General features: G+C 66.0%; 22 protein-coding genes. 14 read left to right on the forward strand and 8 right to left on the reverse strand.

Annotated elements, in window-relative coordinates; translation table 11 throughout:
* Positions 1 to 33: 33 nt before the first annotated feature.
* The 3 genes from ACW170_RS08995 to ACW170_RS09005 all read left to right on the forward strand — a co-directional run bounded on the left by ACW170_RS08995 (position 34) and on the right by ACW170_RS09005 (position 1,414).
* The gene (locus ACW170_RS08995) at positions 34 to 258 is read left to right on the forward strand and encodes a F0F1 ATP synthase subunit C (protein ID WP_008261286.1); all 225 of its coding nucleotides are present in this window, start codon (positions 34 to 36) and stop codon (positions 256 to 258) included.
* A 68-nt stretch (positions 259 to 326) separates the two neighbouring features.
* On the forward strand, positions 327 to 899 hold the full coding sequence (locus tag ACW170_RS09000) for a F0F1 ATP synthase subunit B family protein (protein WP_492086385.1): 573 nt from the start codon (positions 327 to 329) through the stop codon (positions 897 to 899).
* On the forward strand, positions 899 to 1,414 hold the full coding sequence (locus tag ACW170_RS09005) for a F0F1 ATP synthase subunit B (RefSeq protein WP_492086386.1): 516 nt from the start codon (positions 899 to 901) through the stop codon (positions 1,412 to 1,414). The genes ACW170_RS09000 and ACW170_RS09005 overlap by 1 nt, the downstream gene beginning before the upstream one ends.
* A 77-nt stretch (positions 1,415 to 1,491) precedes the next feature.
* Here the strand turns inward: ACW170_RS09005 and ACW170_RS09010 are convergent, their stop codons facing one another.
* The 3 genes from ACW170_RS09010 to trmFO all read right to left on the reverse strand — a co-directional run bounded on the left by ACW170_RS09010 (position 1,492) and on the right by trmFO (position 4,145).
* Positions 1,492 to 1,962, reverse strand: a complete 471-nt coding sequence (locus ACW170_RS09010; RefSeq protein WP_492086387.1) for a DUF6789 family protein — start codon at positions 1,960 to 1,962, stop codon at positions 1,492 to 1,494.
* Between the two features lie 132 nt (positions 1,963 to 2,094).
* Positions 2,095 to 2,418: a hypothetical protein gene (locus ACW170_RS09015; RefSeq protein WP_492086388.1), complete on the reverse strand. Its 324-nt coding sequence runs from the start codon at positions 2,416 to 2,418 to the stop codon at positions 2,095 to 2,097.
* Positions 2,419 to 2,750: 332 nt separating this feature from the next.
* Entirely contained in the window at positions 2,751 to 4,145 is a 1,395-nt protein-coding gene (gene trmFO / locus ACW170_RS09020) for a methylenetetrahydrofolate--tRNA-(uracil(54)-C(5))-methyltransferase (FADH(2)-oxidizing) TrmFO (protein WP_492086389.1), read from the reverse strand.
* Between the two features lie 76 nt (positions 4,146 to 4,221).
* Here trmFO and ACW170_RS09025 point away from each other — a divergent pair, with 76 nt between their 5' ends.
* The 3 genes from ACW170_RS09025 (at position 4,222) to ACW170_RS09035 (ending at position 6,949) form a co-directional block, all read left to right on the forward strand.
* The gene (locus ACW170_RS09025) at positions 4,222 to 5,016 is read left to right on the forward strand and encodes a hypothetical protein (RefSeq protein WP_492086390.1); all 795 of its coding nucleotides are present in this window, start codon (positions 4,222 to 4,224) and stop codon (positions 5,014 to 5,016) included.
* 72 nt (positions 5,017 to 5,088) lie between these two features.
* Positions 5,089 to 5,970, forward strand: coding sequence for a hypothetical protein (locus ACW170_RS09030; RefSeq protein ID WP_492086391.1), 882 nt, complete (start codon positions 5,089 to 5,091; stop codon positions 5,968 to 5,970).
* A gap of 28 nt (positions 5,971 to 5,998) precedes the next feature.
* Positions 5,999 to 6,949 carry a CPBP family intramembrane glutamic endopeptidase gene (locus ACW170_RS09035; RefSeq protein ID WP_492086392.1) on the forward strand — a complete coding sequence of 317 codons (951 nt, stop codon included), beginning with the start codon at positions 5,999 to 6,001 and terminating at the stop codon, positions 6,947 to 6,949.
* A 9-nt stretch (positions 6,950 to 6,958) separates the two neighbouring features.
* On the opposite strand, the gene uvrA is transcribed toward ACW170_RS09035, so the two are convergent.
* A complete protein-coding gene (gene uvrA / locus ACW170_RS09040; protein WP_492086393.1) occupies positions 6,959 to 9,916 on the reverse strand; it encodes an excinuclease ABC subunit UvrA in 2,958 nt (985 codons plus the stop codon).
* 133 nt (positions 9,917 to 10,049) lie between these two features.
* Positions 10,050 to 10,544, reverse strand: a complete 495-nt coding sequence (locus ACW170_RS09045; RefSeq protein ID WP_492086394.1) for a group III truncated hemoglobin — start codon at positions 10,542 to 10,544, stop codon at positions 10,050 to 10,052.
* Between the two features lie 205 nt (positions 10,545 to 10,749).
* Here ACW170_RS09045 and ACW170_RS09050 point away from each other — a divergent pair, with 205 nt between their 5' ends.
* Entirely contained in the window at positions 10,750 to 12,360 is a 1,611-nt protein-coding gene (locus ACW170_RS09050) for an ABC-F family ATP-binding cassette domain-containing protein (protein ID WP_492086395.1), read from the forward strand.
* On the opposite strand, the gene ACW170_RS09055 is transcribed toward ACW170_RS09050, so the two are convergent.
* Entirely contained in the window at positions 12,357 to 12,806 is a 450-nt protein-coding gene (locus tag ACW170_RS09055; RefSeq protein ID WP_492086396.1) for a tRNA (cytidine(34)-2'-O)-methyltransferase, read from the reverse strand. The two genes, ACW170_RS09050 and ACW170_RS09055, sit on opposite strands and share 4 nt — an antisense overlap.
* Before the next feature lie 194 nt (positions 12,807 to 13,000).
* Here ACW170_RS09055 and petA point away from each other — a divergent pair, with 194 nt between their 5' ends.
* The 7 genes from petA to ACW170_RS09090 all read left to right on the forward strand — a co-directional run bounded on the left by petA (position 13,001) and on the right by ACW170_RS09090 (position 22,676).
* Positions 13,001 to 13,537 (forward strand): ubiquinol-cytochrome c reductase iron-sulfur subunit, encoded by a 537-nt coding sequence (gene petA, locus ACW170_RS09060; RefSeq protein ID WP_492086397.1) that lies wholly within the window; start codon positions 13,001 to 13,003, stop codon positions 13,535 to 13,537.
* A gap of 16 nt (positions 13,538 to 13,553) precedes the next feature.
* Entirely contained in the window at positions 13,554 to 14,882 is a 1,329-nt protein-coding gene (locus ACW170_RS09065) for a cytochrome b (protein WP_492086398.1), read from the forward strand.
* A 5-nt stretch (positions 14,883 to 14,887) separates the two neighbouring features.
* Complete coding sequence (locus tag ACW170_RS09070) at positions 14,888 to 15,760, forward strand: cytochrome c1 (protein WP_492086399.1); 873 nt, start codon at positions 14,888 to 14,890, stop codon at positions 15,758 to 15,760.
* Between the two features lie 150 nt (positions 15,761 to 15,910).
* Positions 15,911 to 17,569 carry a M28 family metallopeptidase gene (locus tag ACW170_RS09075; protein ID WP_492086400.1) on the forward strand — a complete coding sequence of 553 codons (1,659 nt, stop codon included), beginning with the start codon at positions 15,911 to 15,913 and terminating at the stop codon, positions 17,567 to 17,569.
* Between the two features lie 65 nt (positions 17,570 to 17,634).
* Entirely contained in the window at positions 17,635 to 19,284 is a 1,650-nt protein-coding gene (locus ACW170_RS09080) for a M28 family peptidase (protein WP_492086401.1), read from the forward strand.
* Between the two features lie 175 nt (positions 19,285 to 19,459).
* On the forward strand, positions 19,460 to 19,855 hold the full coding sequence (locus tag ACW170_RS09085) for a hypothetical protein (RefSeq protein ID WP_492086402.1): 396 nt from the start codon (positions 19,460 to 19,462) through the stop codon (positions 19,853 to 19,855).
* A 427-nt stretch (positions 19,856 to 20,282) separates the two neighbouring features.
* On the forward strand, positions 20,283 to 22,676 hold the full coding sequence (locus tag ACW170_RS09090) for a TonB-dependent siderophore receptor (protein WP_492086403.1): 2,394 nt from the start codon (positions 20,283 to 20,285) through the stop codon (positions 22,674 to 22,676).
* A gap of 57 nt (positions 22,677 to 22,733) precedes the next feature.
* Here ACW170_RS09090 and ychF read toward each other — a convergent pair whose 3' ends face one another.
* Positions 22,734 to 23,828, reverse strand: coding sequence for a redox-regulated ATPase YchF (gene ychF / locus ACW170_RS09095; protein ID WP_492086404.1), 1,095 nt, complete (start codon positions 23,826 to 23,828; stop codon positions 22,734 to 22,736).
* Positions 23,829 to 23,897: 69 nt separating this feature from the next.
* Complete coding sequence (locus ACW170_RS09100) at positions 23,898 to 24,392, reverse strand: copper chaperone PCu(A)C (protein ID WP_492086405.1); 495 nt, start codon at positions 24,390 to 24,392, stop codon at positions 23,898 to 23,900.
* Between the last annotated feature and the right edge of the window lie 13 nt (positions 24,393 to 24,405).

Genomic DNA, 24,405 nt, shown 5'->3' on the forward strand with positions numbered 1-24,405 from the left:
CAACCACCAACGACTTAATCTAGGAATACAATCATGGACGCTGAAGCCGCCAAGTACATCGGTGCCGGTCTCGCAACCCTGGGCATGATCGGTTCGGCCCTGGGCGTGGGCAACATCTTCGGCCAGTTCCTGGCCGGCGCCCTGCGCAACCCGTCGGCCGCCGCCGGCCAAGTCGGCAACCTGTTCGTCGGCGCCGCTCTGGCCGAAGCCCTGGGCATCCTGGCCTTCGTGCTCGGCATCCTGATGATCTTCGGCTGATATCAGCCGATACCGGCGCGCGGGGTTCGCCCGCGCGCCGTTTCATCTGATCCTGCAGCAGACGGTTCATGGCCAGCACCCACACCAACGACGCGCTTCCCGCTTCGGTCGAAGCGGACCTGCACGCCGAGACGGCGACCGCCGCCGAGCACGGCTCGGGCGGCCTGCCGCAATTCCAGTTCGAACACTGGGCGGGCCAGATCGGCTATCTGCTGATCCTGTTCGTCATCCTGTACGTCCTGGTCTCCAAGGTCTTCGCGCCTCGCCTTCGCAAGGTGATGGACGAACGGGCCGACACCATTTCCACCGCCGTCGCCACCGCGCGTCAGGTCCAGGCCGAGGCCGCCGAACAGGCCGCCCTGGCTCAGGCCGAGGTCGCCAAGGCTCGCGCCGACGCCCGCGCCATGGCCGCCGCCGCCAAGGCCCGCGTGACCGAAGACGCCAATGCCCGTCAGGCCGCTGAAGAAGCCGTGGTCAACGCCCGCATCGCCGAGGCCGAGACCGCCATCGGCAAGACGCGCGACGCCGCCATGGCGAATGTCGCCGTCATCGCCTCCGACGCCGCTGGCGCCATGGTCGAGCGCCTGACCGGCAAGGCCGCCACCTCGGCCGAACTGGCTACGGCCAAGGGAGCCGTCTGATGAACCTGATCTTCGAACACGGCATCTGGAGCTTCGCCAATGCGGAGATCTGGGTCGGCATCGGCCTGCTGATCTTCTTCGGCATCCTGATCGCCGCCGGCGTGCCCAAGATCGCCGGCGCCGCTCTAGACGCCAAGGGCGCCAAGATTCAAGCCGACCTGGACGAGGCCGCGCGTCTGCGCGCCGAGGCCGAGGCCCTGCTGGCCCAGATCCGCAAGGAGAAGGCCGAGGCCGAGGCTCAGGCCGCCGAGATGATGGCCCAGGCGGAAGCCGACGCCCGTCGTCTGGAGGTCGAGTCCAAGGCCAAGCTGGAAGAGACCCTGGCCCGTCGCCAGAAGATGGCCGAAACCCGCATCGCCCAGGCGGAGGCCCAGGCCTCGGCCGAGGTCAAGGCTGCCGCCGCCGACCTAGCCGCCAAGGCTGCGGAACAGATCCTGGCCGCCCGCCTCGCCGGCGGCGCCAAGGACCCGCTGCTGGACGCCGCCATCGCCCAGATCGGCGACCGCCTGAACTGAGCCGGCCGGCTCAGCCGAACGAAAAAAAAGGCCCCCGGCGTCGCTGGGGGCCTTTTTCTTATTTCGGTTGCCCGCTTTCAGTGGGCGGTGGCGCCGCCCATGAAATGCGCCGCCTGGCGCTTCTCGCGTGTCACCAGCCGGGCATAGACATTGCCCAGCACGATGCCGAACACCGCATGGGTGATCAGCAACCAGCCGAAGGTGCCGAAACCGGCCGCTGCGGTGAAGGTGCGGTAGTCGCCGAACATCATGATGGCGCCCATCATCACCACCCAGGCCCCGACGGCGAACACTATGCCCTTGGTTTCCGGAGTGTCCGTAGGCATGCGGGGACACAGCACCCCGAACAGCGGCCCCAGGATGAAGACGCCGCTGACGGCGTGGATCGCCCAGCCGACGGCCATGTTGCCGGGCATGCCGATCATGGTGGCGATGACCCCCTGAAAGGGGTCGAACCAGTTCAGGAATAGATTGGGTATTTCAAGCAAGGAAACGGCGATGGTGGCGGCTAGACCCGCAATCATGCCCTTTTGTACGCGTGACATCATGACCTTAGCGCCTCCCAACGCATTGGTGGTTCTCTGATAACGCCCCGGCAGAATACGCCTGTAGAGGGAGAAGGGCGTTCACGATGATGTGGTTAGCAGTTGCGACAACGCAACCGCGAGATAGCCTGTCAACTAGCGGAAAAGCTTCCGGAAATAGCGCCGCAGCTTCTTCCGTGCCCGGATCAGGCGACGACGGGGTCTCTTAAGCACGACCTTTTCGGCCCGCAGCGCCTGCTGCCAGAAGACCGGGGCGAACTCGGGCTTCTTCCGCATGAGTCGGCGGAAGGGATAGACCCACTTCGGCCGGGCGTACTGGGCGCGGATGAACTGGCGCTTGGCCCAGAAGGAGCTTTTGAGGATCAGCATCAGGCCGACGGCGATGACGGGAATCCCACCCGGGCCCGGCAGTGGGGCGATCAGGATCCCAAGCAGGACCACGAACAGTCCGCCGGCCATCAGCGCCCAACGCCTCAAAGCGCGCAGCGTGCGGCTGCGTGAGCGGGAGGACGGAAGGCGGATCGCAGTTGCGAAGGTCAAGACGGCGCCAGACGGAGAGGAGGGAGGAGGCCCTGTGACAACGATCGCAACGACCGCCCGATCCCGGCTCGGGAAGGGAAAGAGCGACCGTGGCCAAGCTGCCACAGGCCCGTTAAGACCGTGTGTCCATGGCCGATCCATGTCTGCGATGTGAAGCTTTGGTCATGATTGACCAAGGGCGCCCGGTTGTTGCCCTCCGGACACAATGGGAGCCGTGGCCCTAACCGTAGCCACCCTCAAGTGGCTGAGCCTCAGCCCGCATCCCGCCATGCCTTCAGGCTGTCCATCGCGCGGATGCTCTGCAGCCGCTTCTTGGCCCGGCCGCGTTCCTTGGGGTTGATGCGTTTGCCCGTTTCGTCGACCTTGGGCGCCTCAAGCGGGGGCAGCAGGCCGTAGTTGATGTTCATCGGCTGGAACTTGGAGCCTTCCAGGTGTCCGCCGGTGATGTGTTCGACCAGGGCGCCCATGGCGGTCTCGGGCGGGGGCGCCGACAGGTCGCGGCCCAGCGCTTGCGCGGCGGCGAGGCGGCCGGTCAGCAGGCCCATGGCCGCGCTTTCGACATAGCCTTCGACCCCGGTCACCTGGCCGGCGAAGCGCAGGCGGGGCATGGCCTTGAGCCGCAACTGCTTGTCCAGCAACTGGGGACTGTTCAAATAGGTGTTGCGGTGCAGGCCGCCCAGGCGCGCGAACTGGGCGTTCTGGAGGCCGGGGATCATGCGGAAGACCTCGGCCTGAACGCCGTGCTTCAGCTTGGTCTGGAAACCGACCATGTTGAACAGGGTGCCCAGGGCGTTGTCCTGACGCAGCTGGACGATGGCGTAGGCCTTGATCAGGGGATCGCGCGGATTGGTCAGGCCGACCGGCTTCATCGGGCCGTGACGCAGGGTCTCGCGGCCCCGCTCGGCCATGACTTCGATGGGCAGGCAGCCGTCGAAATAGGGGACGTGCTCCCAGTCCTTGAACTCGGCCTTGGGGCCGTTCAGCAGGGCGTCGATGAAGGCCTCGTACTGGGGCTTGTCCATCGGGCAGTTGACGTAGGCGGCGGCGTCTCCGCCCGGGCCTTCCTTGTCATAGCGCGACTGCCGCCAGGCGATGTCGAAGTCGACGCTATCGGCGTGGACGATGGGAGCGATGGCGTCGAAGAAGCTGAGGCTTTCTTCGCCCGTCGCCTTCAGAATGGCCTCGGCCAGGGCGGGCGAGGTCAGGGGGCCGGTGGCCACGATGACATTGTCCCAGTCCTCAGGCGGCAGGCCCGCGATCTCCTCGCGTACGATGGTGACCAGAGGATGGGCCGTCAGTTTCGCCGTGACGGCGTCGGAGAAGGCGTCCCTGTCCACCGCCAGAGCGCCGCCCGCCGGCACCTGATTGACGTCGCCGCAGGCCATGATGATCGAGTCCAGCGCCCGCATCTCGGCGTGCAGCAGGCCGACGGCGTTGTATTCCCAATCGTCCGACCGGAAGGAGTTGGAGCAGACCAGTTCGGCCAGGCCGTCGGTCTGGTGTGCGTCGGTCTTCACGCCGGGCACGCCGCGCATCTCGTGCAGGATGACGGGCACGCCGGCCTGGGCGATCTGCCAGGCGGCCTCCGAGCCGGCGAGGCCGCCGCCGATGACGTGAACGGGGGAAGGAGAGGGGGAAGCAGTCATCGCGGCCTTCTAGCGGCCGTCTGGCGTGATGTCATGATCCCCTGCTATGTCGGAGGGGGGATATGGGGGCGTAAGCGTGAGCAGTCATCGTCATCTGCGGCTGGGCCAAGCCCTGTCGGCGGCCTTCGCGGGGCTTCCGCGCGCCTGGCGCGGCGCCTGGGGCGCGATCCTGGTCGGGATTCTGGTGTGGAGTTCGGCCTGGCTGGCGCCGGGCGCAGCGCGTGTGATCTGGGCGCCCTTTGGGTTGATGGCGACACTGGCGCTGATCGGCGGCCTGACGCGGATCGCCATCAGCGATGACAGGCAGGCGGCGAAACGACTGGGGCTGGGGCCGGCGGGGCTTCAGTTTCGCTTGCCCGAGTTTCGCCTGCTGGGGGCCGCCCTGTTGTGCGCGGTCTTCATGGCCATGATCCTGTCCGTCGTCGCCCTCTTGCTGCTGGCGGTGTTCGGCATGGCGGGTCTGGACGCCGAGGCGATCAACCAACGGAACTGGGCGGCGGTCGGGCCGGTTTGGAAGTTGGCGCTGCTGGCGGTCGTGACCCTGCTGGCCCTGTATGGCCTGCTGGTGATGGTCGTACGACTGTCGCTGTTCGCGCCGGCGACCTTGGGGCGGGGACACATGGTGTCGCTGAACAGCATGGGCGTCGCCCAGGGCAGTTTCTGGCCCTTGCTGGGCGGACTGGTCGTCGTCGGTCTGCCCAAGGTCGTGCTGCTGGTTCTGGCGGCAGGGGGCTTTCTATCGGGTGTCGTCGGCTGGATCGTGTCGGCGGTGGTGCTGTGCGGTCTCGAGGCGCCGCTGACGACAGGTTTCCTCGGCGCCGCCTATCGCCAGTTGGAGTACTGGACGCCGCACGCGCGTTCCGGAGGCTGACGCTCATTTGCGCGATGAGACGCGATGGCGGCTATGGTCTAGGGTGATCGAGAATCTGGTCTGGAGTCCGTAATGAGTTTTTCCGCCACTGAAGCGGCGTTCGAAGGTTTCCGGGTGGTTCGTCGCCACCCGATCACCGCCCTGTTCTGGGGGCTGGCCTATCTGGTCCTGTTCCTGGGGATGTTCGGCCTGGGGGCCGGGCAATGGGCGGCGATCATGGCGTCGGCGGAGGTGATCGAGCAGTCGTCGAACCCGTCGCCCGAAGATCTGATGGAGCTTGGCCGCGCCTATGCCGGCCTGTTCGTCTGGATGGCGCCCCTGGGCCTCGTTGTCGGGGCCGTGCTCAGTGCGGCGGTGGCGCGGGCCGTCTTGCGTCCGTCGGAGAGCGCCTGGGGCTATCTGCGCTTCGGGATGGACGAAGTTCGGGTGTTGGGGGTCACGGTCGCGATCGCTTTGATCCTCGGTCTGGCCAGCGGTGTGTTGTTCCTGCCTGTGGGCATCCTGTTCGGGATCGGGGCCGCCTCGGGGCAGGCCGTGATGTTGCTGCTCGCCCTCATACTCATGCTGGCGGCCATCGGCGTCAGCATCTGGCTGTCGGTCAAATTCTGTCTGGCCGTGCCCATTACGATGGATCGCCGCAAGTTCAGCCTGGTCGAGTCCTTCGCCGCGACCAAGGGGCAGTTCTGGCCGCTTCTCGGCATGGCCCTTCTGGCCATTGTCATGAGCTTCGTCGTCAGCATCCTGGGCACGATCATCAGTGCGGGAACCGACCTGGCGACGGGCGGGGTTTCCAGCCTGTCGCGTTTCGACGGCCTGACCACGGTCGAGGTTTTGGCGCAGGCCTGGCCCGCCATTCTTGTGTGGTCGGTGGTCAACGCCATTCTGTCCGCCCTTCAGCTGGCGGTGCTGTATGCGCCGTTCTCGGCGGCTTGGCAGGGACTTCGAGACCGCTGAGCGTTCGAATATCTAAGGGGGAGACGATATGGCTGGGATTGAGCTCTACGCGCCGAGGACGCCGCGCCATCGGCGTACCTGGACGGCCGCCGCTCTGGTTTTGGCGGTGGTCTTTATTGCTCTGGGCCAGACCGTCACCGCGGTGCCCGGTATCATGCTGGGGCTGATGTCGATGGAGGGATCGGTCAGTGGATGGACCGGGACCGCCTACATGCTCGCAGGGTTTGCGGCCATCGCCGTCATCACCCTCGCCTGGGTCGCACTGTTCGAGCGTCGTGGCTTGGCGACCGTCGGCTTCAACGGTGCGGGTCTGACGCGCTTCCTGCGGGGGTACGGTATTGGATTGGCCTTCCTTCTGGTGGTCGTAGGTGGGATCGCGGCCCTGGGCGGCTACCGTATCGAGGCCGGCGGCGCCTTCACGGCTCCGTCGATCCCGGCGGCGCTTGGTCCCATTCTCGTGCTGATGTTCGGCTTCATCATCCAAGGATCGACCGAAGAGATCGTCACGCGCGGCTGGCTGATGCAGGTCATTACGTCCCGCCATGGGCTGGGTTGGGGAATAGGGTTGAGCGCCGCCCTGTTCGGTCTGCTGCACGCCGCCAACATCAAGCCTTCGCCCGAGCTGATGATGGGGGTGACGAATGTGATCCTGTTTGGCGTCTTCATCGGCCTGTACGCCGCCCGCGAAGGGGCGCTGTGGGGCGTGTGCGGCTGGCACGCCGCCTGGAACTGGCTGCTGGGCCTGGGGTTCGGCCTGGAGGTGTCGGGCAAGGTGGTTGAGACCAAGCCGCTCGTCCTCGATCTGGCCACGCGGCCGGAACTGCCTTGGTGGGTCACCGGCGCCGCCTTTGGGCCGGAAGGTAGTATAGTGACCACGGCCGTCCTGCTGATCGCCTCGACCGTGCTGGCGGTGCGCGGCCGCAGCGAGGACTATGGCGTCACTGGCGCCGTCACCAGCGCCACGACACTGGAACCTTAACTTGGGCAGCTAGGCCGAGGCCTTCGCCCGCTTCTTCTTCGCCGGCTCGCTCGCCGATCCGCCGACCGATCCGCCCAGGGCCGCGACCCGCGCCTTGCGGCGGGTCTCGTGCCGGTCCAGCACCTCCTTGAGGTATTTGCCGGTCCAGCTGGCGGTATTGTCCGCCACCTGTTCGGGCGTACCGACCGCGACGATCTCGCCGCCGCCGTCGCCGCCCTCGGGGCCGAAGTCGAGCAGATAGTCGGCGACCTTGATGACGTCGAGATTGTGCTCGATCACCACGATGGTGTTGCCGGCCTCGACCAGTTCCTGAAGCACTTCCAGCAGTTTGCGGGTGTCCTCGAAATGCAGGCCGGTGGTCGGCTCGTCGAGGATGTAAAGGGTGCGGCCGGTGGCGCGTTTCGACAGTTCCTTGGACAGCTTGACCCGCTGGGCCTCGCCGCCCGACAGGGTGGTGGCCGGCTGGCCCACCTTGACATAGCCCAGGCCGACCCGTTCCAGCGTCAGCATCTTGTCGCGGATCGGCGGCACGGCCTTGAAGAAGGTCGCGGCCTCCTCGACCGTCATGTCCAGCACGTCCGAGATCGACTTGCCCTTGAAGACGATCTCCAGCGTTTCGCGATTGTAGCGTTTGCCCTTGCAGACGTCGCAGGTGACATAGACGTCGGGCAGGAAGTGCATCTCGATCTTGATGACGCCGTCGCCCTGGCAGGCCTCGCAGCGACCGCCCTTGACGTTGAAGCTGAACCGGCCGGGGCCGTAGCCGCGCGCCTTGGATTCCGGCAGGCCGGCGTACCAGTCACGGATGGGGCCGAATGCGCCGGTGTAGGTCGCCGGGTTCGAGCGCGGGGTGCGGCCGATCGGCGACTGGTCGATGTCGATGACCTTGTCGAAATGCTCCAGCCCCTCGATCCGGTCGAAGGGGGCAGGGGCTTCGGACGCATTGTTCAGGCGGCGCGCGGCGGCCTTGTACAGGGTCTCGATGGTGAAGGTGGACTTTCCGCCGCCGGACACGCCGGTGATGCAGGTGAAGACCCCGACAGGGATCTCGCCGGTGACGCTCTTCAGATTGTTGCCGCTGGCGCCGCTGATCTTCAGCATCCGTTTGCGGTCGATGGGACGACGGCCGTCGGCGGGGATCTCGATCTCGCGCTCGCCGGTCAGGTATTTGCCGGTGAGGGAGTTCGGATTGGCCATGACCTCGGCGGGCGTGCCCTCGGCGCAGACCTTGCCGCCGTGGACGCCGGCGGCGGGGCCCATGTCGATGACATAGTCGGCGGTCAGGATGGCTTCTTCGTCATGCTCGACGACGAGCACCGAGTTGCCCAGGTCGCGCAGCCCCTTCAGGCTTTCCAGCAGACGGGTGTTGTCGCGCTGGTGAAGGCCGATGGAGGGTTCGTCCAGCACATAGAGGACGCCGGTCAGGCCCGAACCGATCTGGGACGCCAGGCGGATGCGCTGGCTCTCGCCGCCCGAGAGGGTGCCGGAGGATCGCGACAGCGACAGATAGTCGAGGCCGACGTTATTCAAGAAGCGCAGCCGGTCGCCGATCTCCTTCAGGATGCGGCGGCCGATCTCCATCTGCTTTTCGCTAAGCGCTTCGGGCAGGGCCAGAACCCAGTCGTAGGCCTTCTTGATCGACAGGGTGGAGACGTCGGCGATGTCCTGGCCGCCGACCTTGACCGCCAGGGCCTCGGGCTTCAGCCGCTTGCCGTGGCAGGCGTCGCAGGGCGTTTCGGACTGATAGCGGGCCAGCTCCTCGCGCACCCAGGCGCTGTCGGTCTCGCGCCAGCGGCGCTCCAGGTTCGGCAGCACGCCCTCGAACGGCTTGGAGACCTCATATTTGCGGGCGTTGTCGTCGTAGGTGAATTTGATCTTCTCGGCGCCGGTTCCATAAAGGATCGCCTTGTGCGCCTGGGCCGGAAGCTCGCGCCAGGCCACGTCCATCGAGAAGCCGTAGTGGCGGCTGAGCGACTGCAGCGTCTGGGTGTAGAGGGGCGAGGGGCCGCGCGCCCATGGGGCGACGGCGCCCTTGTGCAGGCTCTTGTCGCGGTCCGGGATCACCAGATCGGCGTCGAAGGCCAGCTTGACGCCTAAGCCGTCGCAAACCGGGCAGGCGCCGAAGGGATTGTTGAACGAGAACAGCCGCGGCTCGATCTCGGAGATGGTGAAGCCGGACACCGGGCAAGCGAACCGCTCGGAAAACAGCAGGCTGCGCGGCGCGGTCTCGCCCTCGGCCGTACTCGCCCATTCCGCGTTGGCGATGCCGTCGGCCAGACCCAGGGCGGTCTGAAGACTGTCGGCGTAGCGGGCTTCCTGGTCAGGCTTGGTGACGATCCGGTCCACGACGATGTCGATGTCGTGCTTGAACTTCTTGTCCAGGGTCGGGGCTTCGTCGATCGGATAGAATTGGCCGTCGATCTTCAGCCGCTGGAAGCCCTGGCGCTGCCACTCGGCGATTTCCTTCTTGTACTCGCCCTTGCGGCCCCGGACGACGGGGGCCAGCAGCAGGATCCGTTCGCCGTCGGGCAGGGCGACCAGCTTGTCGACCATCTGGCTGATGGTCTGGCTCTCGATCGGCAGGCCGGTGGCCGGCGAATAGGGCACGCCGACCCGCGCCCACAGCAGGCGCATATAGTCGTGGATTTCGGTGACCGTGCCGACGGTCGAGCGCGGGTTCTTCGACGTCGTCTTCTGCTCGATGGAGATGGCCGGCGACAGGCCCTCGATCAGATCCACGTCCGGCTTGCCCATCAGCTCCAGGAACTGGCGCGCATAGGCCGACAGGCTCTCGACATAGCGACGCTGGCCCTCGGCGTAGATGGTGTCGAAGGCCAACGAGGATTTGCCCGAGCCCGACAGGCCGGTCATCACCACCAGCTGTTCGCGCGGGATGTCGAGGTCCACGCCTTTGAGATTATGCTCGCGGGCGCCGCGAACGCGGATGAAGTTGTGCTTTTCGGTCATGCTGTCCGGGAACGCGGGTAGGGCCGGTCGGGTCCGGCGCGACATCGCTATATGGGGATGAATCGCGCGATTGAAGCAAGAACAATGTGCGAACATTGCGGCTTCCGGTAGACTGATTAGTCGTCGGCCTGACCTACTCCGGCGTCCACGCCTGCGTCGGCCGCACGAACCGCTCGCCTTTGGCCAGCATCACCCCGTTGGCGGTGGCGATCCCAAGCTCCAGGCTTTCGGCGATGCGGCGGGCGCGTTCGATGAAGTGGTTGGCGGCCACGGGCGGGCACAGGTCGCGGGCCGTCTCGACGAAAACCTCCAACCAGCGATCGAAATGGCGGGCGTCGATGGGCAGGGGCAGGTGCTTCGGCATAGGTCGCCCCTGATAGACCCCAGTCGACAGGGCGACGGACGACCAGAATAGTTTCATCTGCGCCAGGTGCGGCGCCCAGTCGGTGATACGGTCGGCGAAGATCGGGCCGATCAGGCGGTCGTCACGGACGCGGGCGTAGAAGCCCTCGACCAGGGCGTCGATCATCACCTCGTCTATACCGGTCTCGTCGCGCAGGCGCTGAACAGCGGCGTCGCGACGGGCGCTGGCGCCGGCGGGGTCTTCGATGCGGAAACGGCTTTCCATAGGGCGGGGAATAGCCGGGCGTCGAAGCTCGCGCCACTGGACGATCCGCCCAACCTCACGCGGCCGTGTTCGACGTCAGACTTGCGCATCGCAGGATTACGACCCATCCTCCTTGTTCTGACGCGTTTTGCAGAAGGTTTGACGATCATGATCATCGCATTGGCCACCGGTTCCGCCCTGTCCGCCATGCTGCTCGTGATCCTCCATGCCAACCAGCCCAAGCCGAAGCGCGTCCCCGTCCGCGCTCGCGACCCTCGACAAGGTCGCCGCTAGGACGCCCGCCGGCGTTACGCTTTTCGACAATCTGAGCCTGACGTTCGGGGCTGAGCGCACGGGCGTCGTTGGTCGCAACGGCGCCGGCAAGAGCAGCCTGCTACGTTTGATCTCGGGCGACCTGTCGCCGGCCGAGGGCGTGGTGACGCGCGTCGGGACGATCGGCATGCTGGATCAGCGCCATGATCCTGCGCCGGGCGAGACGGTCGCCCAAACGCTCGGCGTCGGCGAAGCCCTGGCGGTGATCGAGCGGGCGTTGGCCGGCGAGGGCGACGCAGAAGTTCTCGCGAACGCCGACTGGACGCTGGAGCTCCGGATCGCCGAAGTCCTGGCCGAGGTCGGGCTGGCGGACCTGCTCATGGACCGGGCCACGATCAGCCTCAGCGGCGGCGAACAGACCCGGCTGCGGCTCGCCGGCCTGCTGCTGGCGCGGCCGGACCTGATCCTGCTGGACGAGCCGACCAACCATTTGGATGTCGAAGCGCGGCGACTAGTCGCCGAGGTGCTGGGCCGTTGGGATGGCGGGGCGGTGGTGGTGAGCCATGACCGCGATCTGCTGCGGCGCATGGACCGGATCGTCGAGGTCTCCAGCCTGGGCGTCGCCGTCCACGGCGGGAACTACGATCTCTACGCCGAGCGCAAGGCGACCGAGCGGGCGGCGGCGGAACGCGATCTGGCCGGCGCCGAACGGACGGCTGCTCGCGTGGGGGCGGACGCCCAGCGCCGTACGGAGATGAAGGCGAGGCGCGACGCAGCCGGACGGCGCAAGGGCGCCAAGGGCGACATGCCGAAGATCCTGATCGGCGCCAGAGCGGAGCGGGCCGAGAACAGCGGCGCCGGCGACCGGCTGCTGGCGGCGCGGCAAGCCGCGGAGGCGGAGGCGGCCCTGGCCACGGCGCGTGAGCGGGTGGAGCGCACCCGCGCCCTGTCGATTCCCATGCCGTCGAGCGGCCTGGCGTCAGGCCGGACCCTGCTGGTCCTCGACGATGCGACCTGGGAGACGCCGCAGGGGCGCACTGTGGTGGGGCCGGTCAGCCTGCGGTTGACGGGGCCGGAACGGGTCGCGATCACAGGGCCGAACGGGGCCGGCAAGACGACCCTGCTGCGGCTGATCCATGGGGCGCTGGAACCGACGACCGGGCGAGTGGAGCGGCCGTGTCGGGCGGTGCTGCTGGATCAGGAGGCCGCGATCCTGAAGCCGGATGAAACCCTGGTCGAGGCCTGGCGGCGGCTCAATCCTGAAGGCTCGGTCAATGACGCCCAAGCGGCGCTGGCGCGGTTCCTGTTCCGGAACGTGGCGGCGCACCGAGAAGTCGGCGAGTTATCGGGCGGCGAGCGGCTGCGGGCGGCCCTGGCCTGTGTCATGACCGGGGCGGCGGCGGCGCAACTGCTGATTCTGGACGAGCCGACCAATCATCTCGATCTCGACTCGGTGGCCGCCGTGGAAGGCGCGCTGCGGGCCTATGACGGCGCCCTGGTCGTGGTCAGTCATGACGCCGACTTTCTGGACGCCATAGGCATAGAACGGACGATCGCCCTTTAGCCGATCCCGCCGGTCTGGCGCAGTCCTTCCCACAGGGCGATGCCAGCGGTGACCGACAGGTTCAGCGAACGCGCATCAGGACGCAGGGGAATCACCACGCGGGCGTCGACGGCGGCGTGGACATAGTCGGGCGCGCCGGAGGTTTCCTTGCCGAACAGAAGCGTGTCGTCGGGTTGAAAGACGAAATCGGACAGGGGCGTCGCGCCGCGGGTGGTGAACAGAATCAGCCGGCCGGCGGGGCGGTCGCGCTGAAACTCATCCCAGTCGGAATGGCGGCGCATATGAGACAGGGGGCCGTAATCCAGGGCCGCCCGCTTCATGGCGCGGTCGTCGAAACGGAAGCCTGTAGGCTCGACGACGTGCAGCTCGACCCCAAAACAGGCCGATAGCCGGATGCAGGCGCCGACGTTCTGAGGAATGTCAGGTTGAAAAAGGGCGAGACGCATTCTAATCCCTAGATATACGCGACCTGGGGGTTTGTCGCGGTCTGTCTGCGAACGTTTCGCAAGAAACGTCAGCGACTTGCGGTCATAGGCCGCAAATACAGGCCGGGGGGAATACTGGGTCTCGCTTTTAGGGTTCGTGCCGCAAAAGAGGAGCGCCAATAGAGGCGGTCCCGGCGGTCTTCGAGAGGTGAAACGTGGCCGAAACGGGTGTGATTCCGGAAGGCGAGGGCGATCCGAATCGCCGCGACTTCATCCATATCGCAGCGGGCGCCGCTGCGGTCGGCGTCGGGGCGATGATCGCCTGGCCGCTGATCAACCAGATGAACCCCGCCGCCGACACCCTGGCCCTGGCTTCGATCGAGTTCGACCTGACCAAGGTTCAGGAAGGCCAGCAGGTCGTGATCAAATGGCAGGGCAAGCCGGTGTTCGTGCGTTATCGCACGCCGGCCGAACTGCAGAAGGTCGTGACCGAGGGCGCCGTGGGCAGCCCGCCTCAGACCGACGCGGAACGCACCAAGTCCGGTCATGAACAGTATCTGGTCGTGGTCGGCTCCTGCACGCACCTGGGCTGCGTGCCCACCTTCAACGCCGGCGACTACGGCGGCTGGTTCTGCCCCTGCCACGGCTCGCACTATGATGCGTCCGGGCGGATCAGAAAGGGGCCGGCGCCTCTGAACCTGATCGTGCCGGACTACGAATATACGTCCGACACCCGCGTAAGAATCGGTTGAGGGCGAAGGGGAGGACATGAGCGAACACGAATCCACCTACGTCCCGAAAACGGGCGTCGAGAAGTGGCTGGACACCCGGCTGCCGATCATCCGCTTCGGCGCAGACTATATGTCGCTGCCGACACCCAGAAACCTGAACTACTGGTGGACCTTCGGCGGCATCCTGGCCCTGTGCCTGATGACGCAGATCGTCACCGGCATTGTTCTGGCCATGCACTATACGCCGCACGTCGACATGGCCTTCGCCTCGGTCGAGCGGATCATGCGCGACGTCAACGGCGGCTGGCTGATCCGCTATGTCCACGCCAACGGCGCCTCGATGTTCTTCATCGCCGTCTATCTGCACATGCTGCGCGGGCTGTACTACGGCTCGTACAAGGCGCCGCGCGAGATGATCTGGATCATCGGCTGCGTCATCTTCTTCCTGATGATCGCCACCGCCTTCCTGGGTTACGTCCTGCCCTGGGGCCAGATGTCCTTCTGGGGCGCCGAGGTGATCACCAATCTGATCGGGGCCATCCCGGTGATCGGCGAGCCGATCCTGATCTGGCTGCGCGGCGGACCGGCGATCGACAATGCGACGCTGAACCGCTTCTTCTCGCTGCACTATCTGCTGCCCTTCGCCATATTGGGCTGCGTCGTTCTGCACCTGTGGGCGCTGCACTCGGCGGGTCAGAACAATCCGGTCGGCATCCTGATCCCTGCGGATCGCTCGAAGAAGGACATGCTGCCCTTCCACCCCTATTTCACGCTGAAGGACGGGTTCGCGATCATCCTGTTTCTGCTGCTGTTCGCGATCTTCGTCTTCTATCAGCCGAACGCCCTGGGCCACGCCGATAACTATATCCCGGCCAACCCGCTGCAGACGCCGGCGCACATCGTGCCCGAGTGGTACATGCTGCCCTTCTACGCCATCCTGCGCGCCGTCCCGGACAAGTTCGGCGGCGTGGTGGCCATGTTCAGCGCCATCGGCGTGCTGTTCGTCCTGCCCTGGCTGGATACGTCCAAGGTTCGGTCGATGCGCTATCGCCCGACCATGCGGACCTTCTTCTTCATCTTCCTGGTGGTGGGCGTGGGTCTGGGCTGGTGCGGTGGTCAGCTGCCGGATGCGCCGGTTATTCCGGGCCTCGGCGGGTTCGTTCTGCTGGACGGTAACATCAACTCGTACCTGTGGCTGACGCGGCTGTTCACGGCCTACTACTTCTTGTTCTTCCTCGTGATCATGCCGTTCGTCGGTCTGAAGGAGACGCCCCTGCCGATCCCGGCGACCATTTCCGAGCCGGTCCTGACCGGCGCGGACGCGATGCCGGCGCTCGCTCCGGCCTCGCCTGAGAAGAAGGGGTGAGGGCCATGATGATCGGAAAAATCAAAGTTTCGGTGTCCAGAATCATCGCGTCGACCGCCGTGGCCGTCGGTCTTCTGGCGGCGGCTCCGGCCCTGGCGGCTGGCGGAGCGGCTCATCCGCGCTCGGGCGGGTTCAGTTTCGAAGGGCCGTTCGGGGTCTATGACCAGGGCCAGCTACAGCGCGGCTACAAGGTCTACCAGGAAGTCTGCGCCGCCTGTCACGGCATGAACCTGATGCACTATCGCAATCTGGGCGACCGCCACGGGCCGTTCTGGAATCCCAAATATCCGAACCCGAACGACAATCCGGTGGTGAAGGCTCTGGCCGCTGAGGTTCAGGTGCCGGATATCGACAGCGAGACCGGCGAGCCGATCCAGCGCGACGCCACGCCCGCCGACAAGTTCCGCAGCCCCTATCCGAACGCAACGGCGGCAGCGGCGGGCAACGGCGGTGCGGCGCCGCCCGACCTGTCGGTCATGGCCAAGGCGCGCCACGACGGGGCCAACTACATCTACTCCCTGCTGTCGGGCTATCGCGCCGCGCCGGCGGGTCTGCAGATCCGCGATGGGCAGCACTACAACCCCTATATGGCCGGCGATCTGACGCCCTTCTGGACGGGCGATCCTCACCATGTGCCGGAGGGCGGCTTCATCGCCATGCCGCCGCCGCTGCAGAACGGCCAGGTGACCTATGACGACGGCTCGCCCCAGACGGTGGACCAGTATTCCAAGGACGTTGCGGCCTTCATCGCCTGGACGTCGGAACCCAAGATGGTCGAACGCAAACAGGCCGGGTTCGGGGTCATCCTGTTCCTGCTGATCTTTGCGGGCCTCACCTACGCCAGCTATCGCCGCGTCTGGAAGGGCGTCGCCCACTAGGCGTCGCTCACACGACCTGCTCATCAGCCCGCCGAAGTCCGCTTCGGCGGGCTTTTGTTTGCGACAAAAGGCGCGTGACATGGAATCGACACGGTGGGTTTCGCCCCCTAGGGTCGGCGACTTCATTTCCGGCTGTGGGGCCAAGTGTTCATGCGTATCGTCTCGTCTTTCGCCGCCGTGCTGTTGGCCGGCGTCACCCTGTCCGCCTGCGCCACCGCCGGATCGGATCAAGCCGCCGTTTCCTTCGACGCCGCGCGGATTTCAGAGGATATCCGCGTCCTGTCGAGCGACGCGTTCGAGGGGCGCGGCATCGCCACCCCGGCCGAGGACAAGGTCGTGCGCTATCTGAGCGAGGGCTACGCCGCCGCCGGGTTCGAGCCGGGCGGGCCTAACGGCCAGTGGACCCAGGACGTGGTTCTGAACCGCTTCGTGCAATCCAATGTCCGCGCCTCGCTGAAGCTGGGGGATTGGAGCCTGCCGATTACCCAGGGGCGGGAAGTGGCCATTTCCACGCGTCGCCCCGCCCAGCATGTCAGCCTGAAGGACGCGCCCCTGGTCTTCGTCGGCTACGGCATCAATGCGCCCGAGCGCCAGTGGAACGACTTCAAGGGCCAGGACCTGCGCGGCAAGATCCTGGTCGTCCTGGTCAATGACGCCGACTTCGAGGAGCCGGCGCTCAACACCTTCGGCGGCAAGGCCATGACCTATTACGGCCGCTGGACCTACAAGTACGAAGAGGCGGCCAAACACGGCGCTGCGGGCGTTCTGATCGTCCATGAGACGGCGCCGGCCTCTTACGGTTGGGCGACCGTCGCCAACTCGTGGGGCGTTCCCCAGTTCGACATCCTGCGCCCCAATGCGGCGGCCGAGCGGGTGCCGATGGAGGGCTGGATCCAGCGCGATGTGGCGGTGGACCTGTTCCGCCGCGCGGGGCTGGATTTCGAAGCGCTGAAGGTCCAGGCGCGCAGCCGCGACTTCCAGCCCGTGGCCCTGCCTGGCGCCGCCTTCTCGACCGACTTCGATGTGGCGACCAACCAGGTCACCAGCCACAATGTGATTGCCCGCCTGCCGGGCACGACGCACCCCGACCAAACGGTGCTGTACACCGCCCACTGGGATCACATCGGCATGGGCGAGCCGGACGCGACGGGCGACCGGATCTTCAACGGCGCCGTCGACAACGCCTCGGGCACCGCCGGGCTGCTGGAACTGGCGCGGATGTATGGACGCAGCCCCCGCACCGAACGGTCGGTGGTGATGATCAGCTTCACCGCCGAGGAAAGCGGCCTTCTGGGTTCGGAATACTATGCCGTCAATCCGGTCTATCCGCTGGCCAAGACGGTGGGCGGGTTCAACATGGATTCGATGAACGTCTACGGCCGCGTCGCCGAGCTGGGCGTCACGGGCTACGGCCAGTCCGACTTCGACGAGCGTCTGGCGGCGGCGATCCAGCCCCAGGGCCGCACCCTGGCGCCGGACTACGAGAATGCGGCCGGCACCTATTACCGCTCGGACCACTTCCCCCTGGCCAAGCGCGGGGTGCCGATGGCCTATGCCGGCAGCCGGGGCGACTTCCGCGACGAGCCGATCGCCCAGCGTCAGGCCGACCGCGCCGAATACGGCGCCAAACGCTATCACCAGGCGGCGGACGAGTGGTCGCCGAACTGGGACTATCGCGGCATGATCGAAGACCTGACGGTCTTCTATGACGTGGGCCGCGCCCTGGCCAATGGTCGCGACTGGCCGGAGTGGAAGACGGGCTCCGAGTTCGCGCCCGTGCGCGCCACCACCGCCGCCCAGCGCCGCTAAGGCTCCATCAAGGGCCGGGAGCCGCGCCCGGCCCTCCATTTTTATATCCCTTTCGAGCAGTGTTCATGTTTTTTCGGCCTAGACTGATCGCGCTTGCGGTGCTGTTCCTCGCGACAGTCGCGTCCGCCCCGGCCGGTGCAGCGCCGGTCTCGGCCGACGCCTTTGCAACGGCGTCGTCCGCCAGGCCTCAGTTCAGCGCCGATCGGCTATCGGATCACATCAAATACCTGGCTTCCGATGAGTTGGAGGGGCGGTTCCCCGGCTTGGTCGGCGAACGTCTGACCCTGGACTATCTCCAGGGTCAGTATGAAGCCATGGGGCTGGAGCCGGGCGGCCGGAATGGGAGCTGGCTGCAGCCGGTCGAACTGGTGCGTTTCACGCCCGAGCGTGCGCCGACGGCGAGTTGGACTGGGGCGGACGGCGTTCTTCATGACCTGGTCTCGGGGACGGACATCACCCTGCGCGCCGGTCCTGCCGATCCTGCGCTGAAACTCGAAGACCTGGCTGTGGTCTTCACCGGATACGGCGTGGTCGCACCGGAGCGGGGATGGGACGACTACGGCGCCTCCGACCTGACCGGCAAGGTGGCGGTCATCCTGCGCGGTCAGCCCGAGCCCTTGGGCGTCGATCCGAACTTCTACGGATCGACTGAGCACAAGATGCAGGAGGCGTTGAAGCGCGGGGCCGTGGGCGTCATCACCCTGCAGGAAGAGAACAGCCGCTGGCGTCGCGCCGTCGGTGGCGCGACCCGGCCGCAGATGACCGTCAAGGGCGCCGCGGACGCGCGGTTCACCGGCTCCATCACCATGGCGACGGGGACCCTGATCGGCGGCGCAGCACTGACGGAGGCGGTCGTACGGGCCAAGACCGCCGGTCTCGGCGGCGCCGTCGCTCTGGAAGGCAGCCTGTCGCTGGGTATTGCCGAAACGACCGAGGTCATCCACTCGAACAATCTGCTGGCGAAAATTCCAGGCGCCACCCGTCCCGACGAATATGTGGTCTATTCAGCCCACTGGGACCACGTCGGCAAGGCCAAGGAGCCGAACGCCGAGGGCGACGACACCTATAACGGCGCCTGGGACAATGCGTCGGGCACGGCGGGCCTGATCGAGATGGCGCGGGCCTTCAAGGCGGGGCCGGCGCCGGAGCGGACCGTGGTCTTCCTGCACGTCACGGCTGAGGAGCAGGGGCTCTTGGGTTCCGAGGCCTATGCCGCCGACCCGATCTATCCGCTGGCGAAGACGGCGGCGGATATCAACATCGACATGCTGCCCTTCACGCCCGCGACCCGGGACGTGGCGGTGTTCGGCGTCGGCAAGTCGGAGCTGGAGGATATTCTGGCGCGGTTCGCGACGGTTCAGGGGCGCACCGTGACCGGCGACGGCTATCCCAAGGAGGGCTTCTACTACCGCTCCGACCACTTCAACTTCGCGGCGGGCGGGGTGCCTGCCCTGATGCCGTGGAGCGGTCGCGATTTCGTCGAAGGCGGCATGGAGGCGGGCACGCCCTACTATGAGGCCCAGATGGCGCGCTATTATCACAAGCTGACGGACGAGTGGCGCGCCGACTACGACTTCACAGCGGCGCTGCAGAACCTGGACCTGCTTTACCGGCTGGGGCTTACGGTGGCTGACAGCGAGACCTGGCCTGCATGGAAGCCGACGGCGGAGTTCAACGCCATTCGCGACGCGACCGCAGATCAGCGGCGTCCATGAGGCGCGCCGGACGACAAGGCGGATTGAACCTTGGCCGTCGTCCCAGCGTTGTCGGCGGATGAATTTAGCCGCGCCTTCCGCCTTTACTGTTATTGCCTTGGTCCTGAGCGCCTGTGGCGAGCATCAGGTTAATCCGCCGGACCAACCTGCCGCCCCGCTGAGGACGCCTGAGGCCATGATGGCGGTTGAACCGCCGGGGCCCTCGTCGCTGGCGTCTCGGGGGCCGCGCAGCTTCGTAGGAGTATGGGCGGCCAATCCCGCCTGGTGCGCCCGGTCCGCCGGCGAGCGTCGGCCGATCACCGTCACGCCGATGCGGTTCGAGGGCTATGAGAACAGTTGCGATATCGCCCGCATCGATGAGACGCCTAACGGTTATGTCGCGACCTTGAGCTGTGCGGCGGAGGGGCGAACGGCGACAGAACGGGTTCACATGGCGGCCATCGGCGACGTCATGAACCTGACCTGGATCGACCGGGATATGACGACAGTCAAGCTGGCGCGGTGCCCAGGGTCGCCGCGGGCGCCGGATCCGACTAATCCGCTTGGGAAGATGCTCAAGACGGAACAGTAAAATGGCGCCCGCGCCCTCAGGATGGCGCAGGGGCCCGCTGCTCGACGAAGTCTGAAGCTGGGCGGCCGCTGGACGCACTCCTAGTCCATCGAGCGAAAGATTGAAGTTTAGATGCCGAATTTCATTCTCGGAATGATCTCAAAAACGGCAGCTCGACTCTACGTAGAGAATCGTATTCATCTAAGTATATTATACTAAGTGATAGTCCATAGAGTGGTTAGATTGAGTGATTGCAAATGGGGAATTTATATAGCTGTTAACCTGTGTGGGCACGTCTTCAGGAAAATAAGCCTGGAGGACGCCCGTGATAGTGAAAAAATTATTCATCTCGATCGCCCCGGTGATGGTTGCTTCCGCCTTTGCCTCAGCGCAAGCGGAGGAGCGGAGCGGCGTCTCTGGTGAAGTCATTGTCACCCAGCATCAGAACATGACCGCGAGACCTCCGGCCTCGGCGACCGCTCAAGCGATCTTCTCTACAGGCGTGGCCCGGGGACGTGATCCGCTGGACAGCGCCACGTCCACCAGCGCCCTGAGGCAGGATGCGATCCAGGTCCTCGGAGCTCGCTCGCTGGGCGACATCCTGCGCAACATTCCTGGGATCCGGACCGAGTCGTCGACCGGCGACGGCAGTTCCGCCTATACGATTCGTGGGCTTCCGCTCGCGTCCGGCGGCTCCAAATACATGCAGATCCAGGAGGATGGCCTACCCGTCCTCGAGTTCGGCGACTTCTTCAACGGCGCGACGGACATCTTCATCCGCGCCGACTTCAACCTGGCGGCGGTGGAAGCGATCCGGGGCGGTTCGGCGTCGACCTTCGCCTCGAACTCGCCGGGCGGGGTCATCAACTTGATCTCCAACACGGGCGAGGTCGAAGGCGGCGCCGTCCAGGTGACCACCGGGCTGGACTACGACAGCAACCGGGTGGACTTCCGCTACGGCGGCCCCATCACCGACACCCTGCGTTTTCATATGGGCGGCTTCTATCGCTCGGGCGAGGGTCAGCGCGACGCCGGTTTCCGGGCCTATGAGGGGGGGCAGTTCAAGTTCAACCTCACCAAGACCTTCGCGAACGGCTATGTCCGCCTGTCCGGAAAATACCTGGACGATCGGTCGCCTCATTATCTGCCTGGCCCGGTTCGGATCACCGGCACGAACGACAACCCGGTCTTCGGCAGTTTTCAGGGCTATGATGTTCGGCGCGATTTCATCATGTCGGGCCATCTCGGCGATGTCGTCACCCTGGACTCCGACAACAATCCCGCCGTCCTTCGACGCAGCCAGGGGCAGGACGCCCATGTGCGGTCCATCGGGGTGGAGTCCCGTTTCGACGTCCGTGACTGGACCATCATCCATCGCGCCCGCTATTCGGAAATTGCCGGCGGCACGACCCGGAACCTGGTTTCGGCCATCTATTCCGGCAGCGCCCTGCCGGCCTCCCTGGGAGGCGGGGCGGGGAGCTTCACCTATGCGACCGGTCCCAACAAAGGGCAGGTGATCACCGACATCGGATCCATCAACGGAAACGGCCTGGTCGTCGCCTCGGCTCTGAACCGGATCGACTCCAGCGATCTGGGCAATTTCATCAGCGATCTGCGCGCCACCCGGGTCTTCGACGTGCGTAGCGGTGAGCTGACCCTGACCGGAGGCGTCTACAACTCGACCCAGAGCTATAGAAGCGACTGGCTCTACTCGAACCACCTCCAGGACATCGCCGGCGGCGGTCAGTCGGCCCTGATCAACTATACGACCCCTGGCGGCGTGCTTCAGTCGCAGGACGGCTATCGTGGCTTCAACCGCTCGGGCCCCACGGCCTTCTTCCGGCGTAGATACGACGTCGATTACGACATCGTCGCCCCCTATGGCTCGGTCAACTACCGGCTTGGACGGGTCGCGGTCGGGGCCAGTGTTCGATACGACAGCGGACAGGTCGGCGGCCAGCTGTACGGGGCTGATCTGGGCGGCGGTCGTGTCGGCATCCAGTCGTTCGACTTCAACGGCGACGGCGTGATCTCGATCGCGGAATCCCGCACCGCCTTTACGCCGCTCGATCGTTCTGCGCCGGTCGACTACGACTACAGCTATGTCAGCTATTCCAGCGGCATAAACTTCCGCGCGTCCGAGCCTTTCGCCCTGTTCGCCCGCTACAGCCGGGGCGCACGAGCGGGGGCGGACAAGGTGCTGTTCTCGAGCAAGGTCAGCACGATCGACGGGAGCATGGCCGATCCGGACGACGGCTATGACATCGTCGAACAGCTGGAGGGCGGATTCAAGTACCGCACGCCTCAGCTGACGGTGAACGTCACCGGCTTCCAGGCCGACACGGAGGACACCAATGTTCAGGCCGGCGCGATTACGACGGACCGGGAATACACCGCCTATGGGGTGGAAGCCGAGGCTGCTTATCGCCGCGGCGGCTTCAGCCTGACGGGCGGGGTCACCTGGACCCAGGCCGAGATCGTCAGCGACAAGCTGAACGCCGCTGTGGCCGGCATGGTCCCGCGGCGTCAGCCCGATTACATCTTCCAGGCCAGCCCCCAGTATGAAACCCGCAGGTTCACGGTCGGGGCCAATGTCATCGGCGCCACCAGCAGCTGGGTGCAGGACGTCAACCAGATGAAAATGCCAGGCTATGTCCTGGTCAACGCCTTCGTACAATACCGTCCGACGGACCGGATTCAGTTCATGGTCGACGCCAACAACCTGTTCGACGAGGTGGCCTTTATCGAGATCACCACCCCGTCCGTGCCGGCCACGGGCGTCGGCATGGGGCGCGCCGCCAACGGTCGCACCGTCAACTTCTCGATCCGCTACGACTTCTGACGACGGCGGCTCAGCGGAACAACGCCCCCGCCGTCTCGACGGCGGGGGCGATTGGCGTCAGTTGAACAGGAAGTTCATCACGTCGCCGTCCTTGACGACATAGGTCTTGCCTTCCGCGCGCAGCTTGCCCGCCTCGCGCGCCTTGGCCTCGCCGCGCAGGGCGACGAAGTCGTCGAAGGCGATGGTTTCGGCGCGGATGAAGCCCTTTTCGAAGTCGGTGTGGATGACGCCGGCCGCCTGGGGGGCGGTGTCGCCGACATTGATCGTCCAGGCGCGGGCCTCCTTGGGGCCGACCGTGAAATAGGTCTGCAGGCCCAGCAGCTTGTAGGCTTCCCGGATCAGGCGGTTCAGGCCGGGTTCTTCCAGACCCAGGGTCTCGAGGAATTCCTTCTGCTCCTCGTCGTCCAGGACGGCGATCTCGGATTCGATCTGCGCGGAGATGACGACCGAGTTGGCGTTGTCCGTGGCGGCGCGGGCGGCGACCTTGTCGGACAGCTCATTGCCCTTGTCGGCCGAGCTTTCCTCGACATTGGCGACATAGAGGGCGGGCAGGGCGGTCAGCAGTTGCAGCATGTGCCAGGCCTTGGCGTCTTCCTTGGAGACGTCGGCGGTGCGGGCGGGCTTGCCGGCGTTCAGCTGGGCCAGGGCCAGATCGACCAGTTTCAGCGTCAGGCCGGACTCCTTGTCGCCGCCCTTGGCGCGCTTCTCCAGCTGGGGCCGGCGGCGCTCCAGGCTTTCCATGTCGGCCAGCATCAGCTCGGTCTCGATGATCTCCAGATCGGCGATCGGATCGATGCGGTTCTCGACGTGGGTGATGTCGTCATCGACGAAGCAGCGGGCGACGAAGGCCACGGCGTCGCAGTCGCGGATATTGGCCAGGAACTGGTTGCCCAGGCCCTCGCCCTTGGACGCGCCGCGCACCAGGCCGGCGACATCGACGAAGGTGATGCGGGCCGGGATGATTTCCTTGGACCCTGCGATCTCGGCCAGGGCGTTCAGACGCGCCTCGGGCACGGCCACGTCGCCGGTGTTCGGCTCGATGGTGCAGAACGGATAGTTGGCCGCCTGGGCCGCCGCCGTCTTGGTCAGGGCGTTGAACAGGGTGGACTTGCCGACATTGGGCAGGCCGACGATCGCGACTTTAAGAGCCATGGTATTCCTCGTGAGCGCGAGCCTTTAGCGGGTTCGATCCCGTTTGTCAGGCTCGCGCTGCAAAAGGCGTCAGTGGGCGCTGTGATCCATGCCCGCCATGGCCGCCATTGCGGGCTGGCGCACCGCCGCCTGAACCGTCACCTCGGGCGCCGAGGCGAACTTCAGGGTGATGGGCACGGTCTCGCCGGCGACCAGGGGCGCGGTCAAGCCGATCAGCATCAGATGATTGCCGCCGGGCGCCAGGCCGACCGCCTGACCGGCCGGCAGCGGCAGACCCTCGGTCAGCTGGGCCATCTTCATCATGCCGTTCTCGGTCTTCATCTCGTGGACCTGAAGTTCGGCCGCGCGGGGGCTGGCGCCGCCGGTCAGGCGGTCGTCGGTCGCGGCGGTCAGGGTGACGTAGCAGCCGCCGGCCTTGGCTCCGTTGGGCGAAGGGCGGCACCAGGCGTCGGCGGCGGTCACGGCAGCGGCCGTCGCCTCAGCGGCAGGGGCCGGCTTGTCCGCAGGCGGGTTGCAGGCCGCCAGAACGAGGGCGACGGCGGCGAGGGACAGATGGGTTTTCATGGCGTCGGTTCTT

It is taken from the genome of Brevundimonas sp. FV2ps16, from assembly GCF_058681075.1.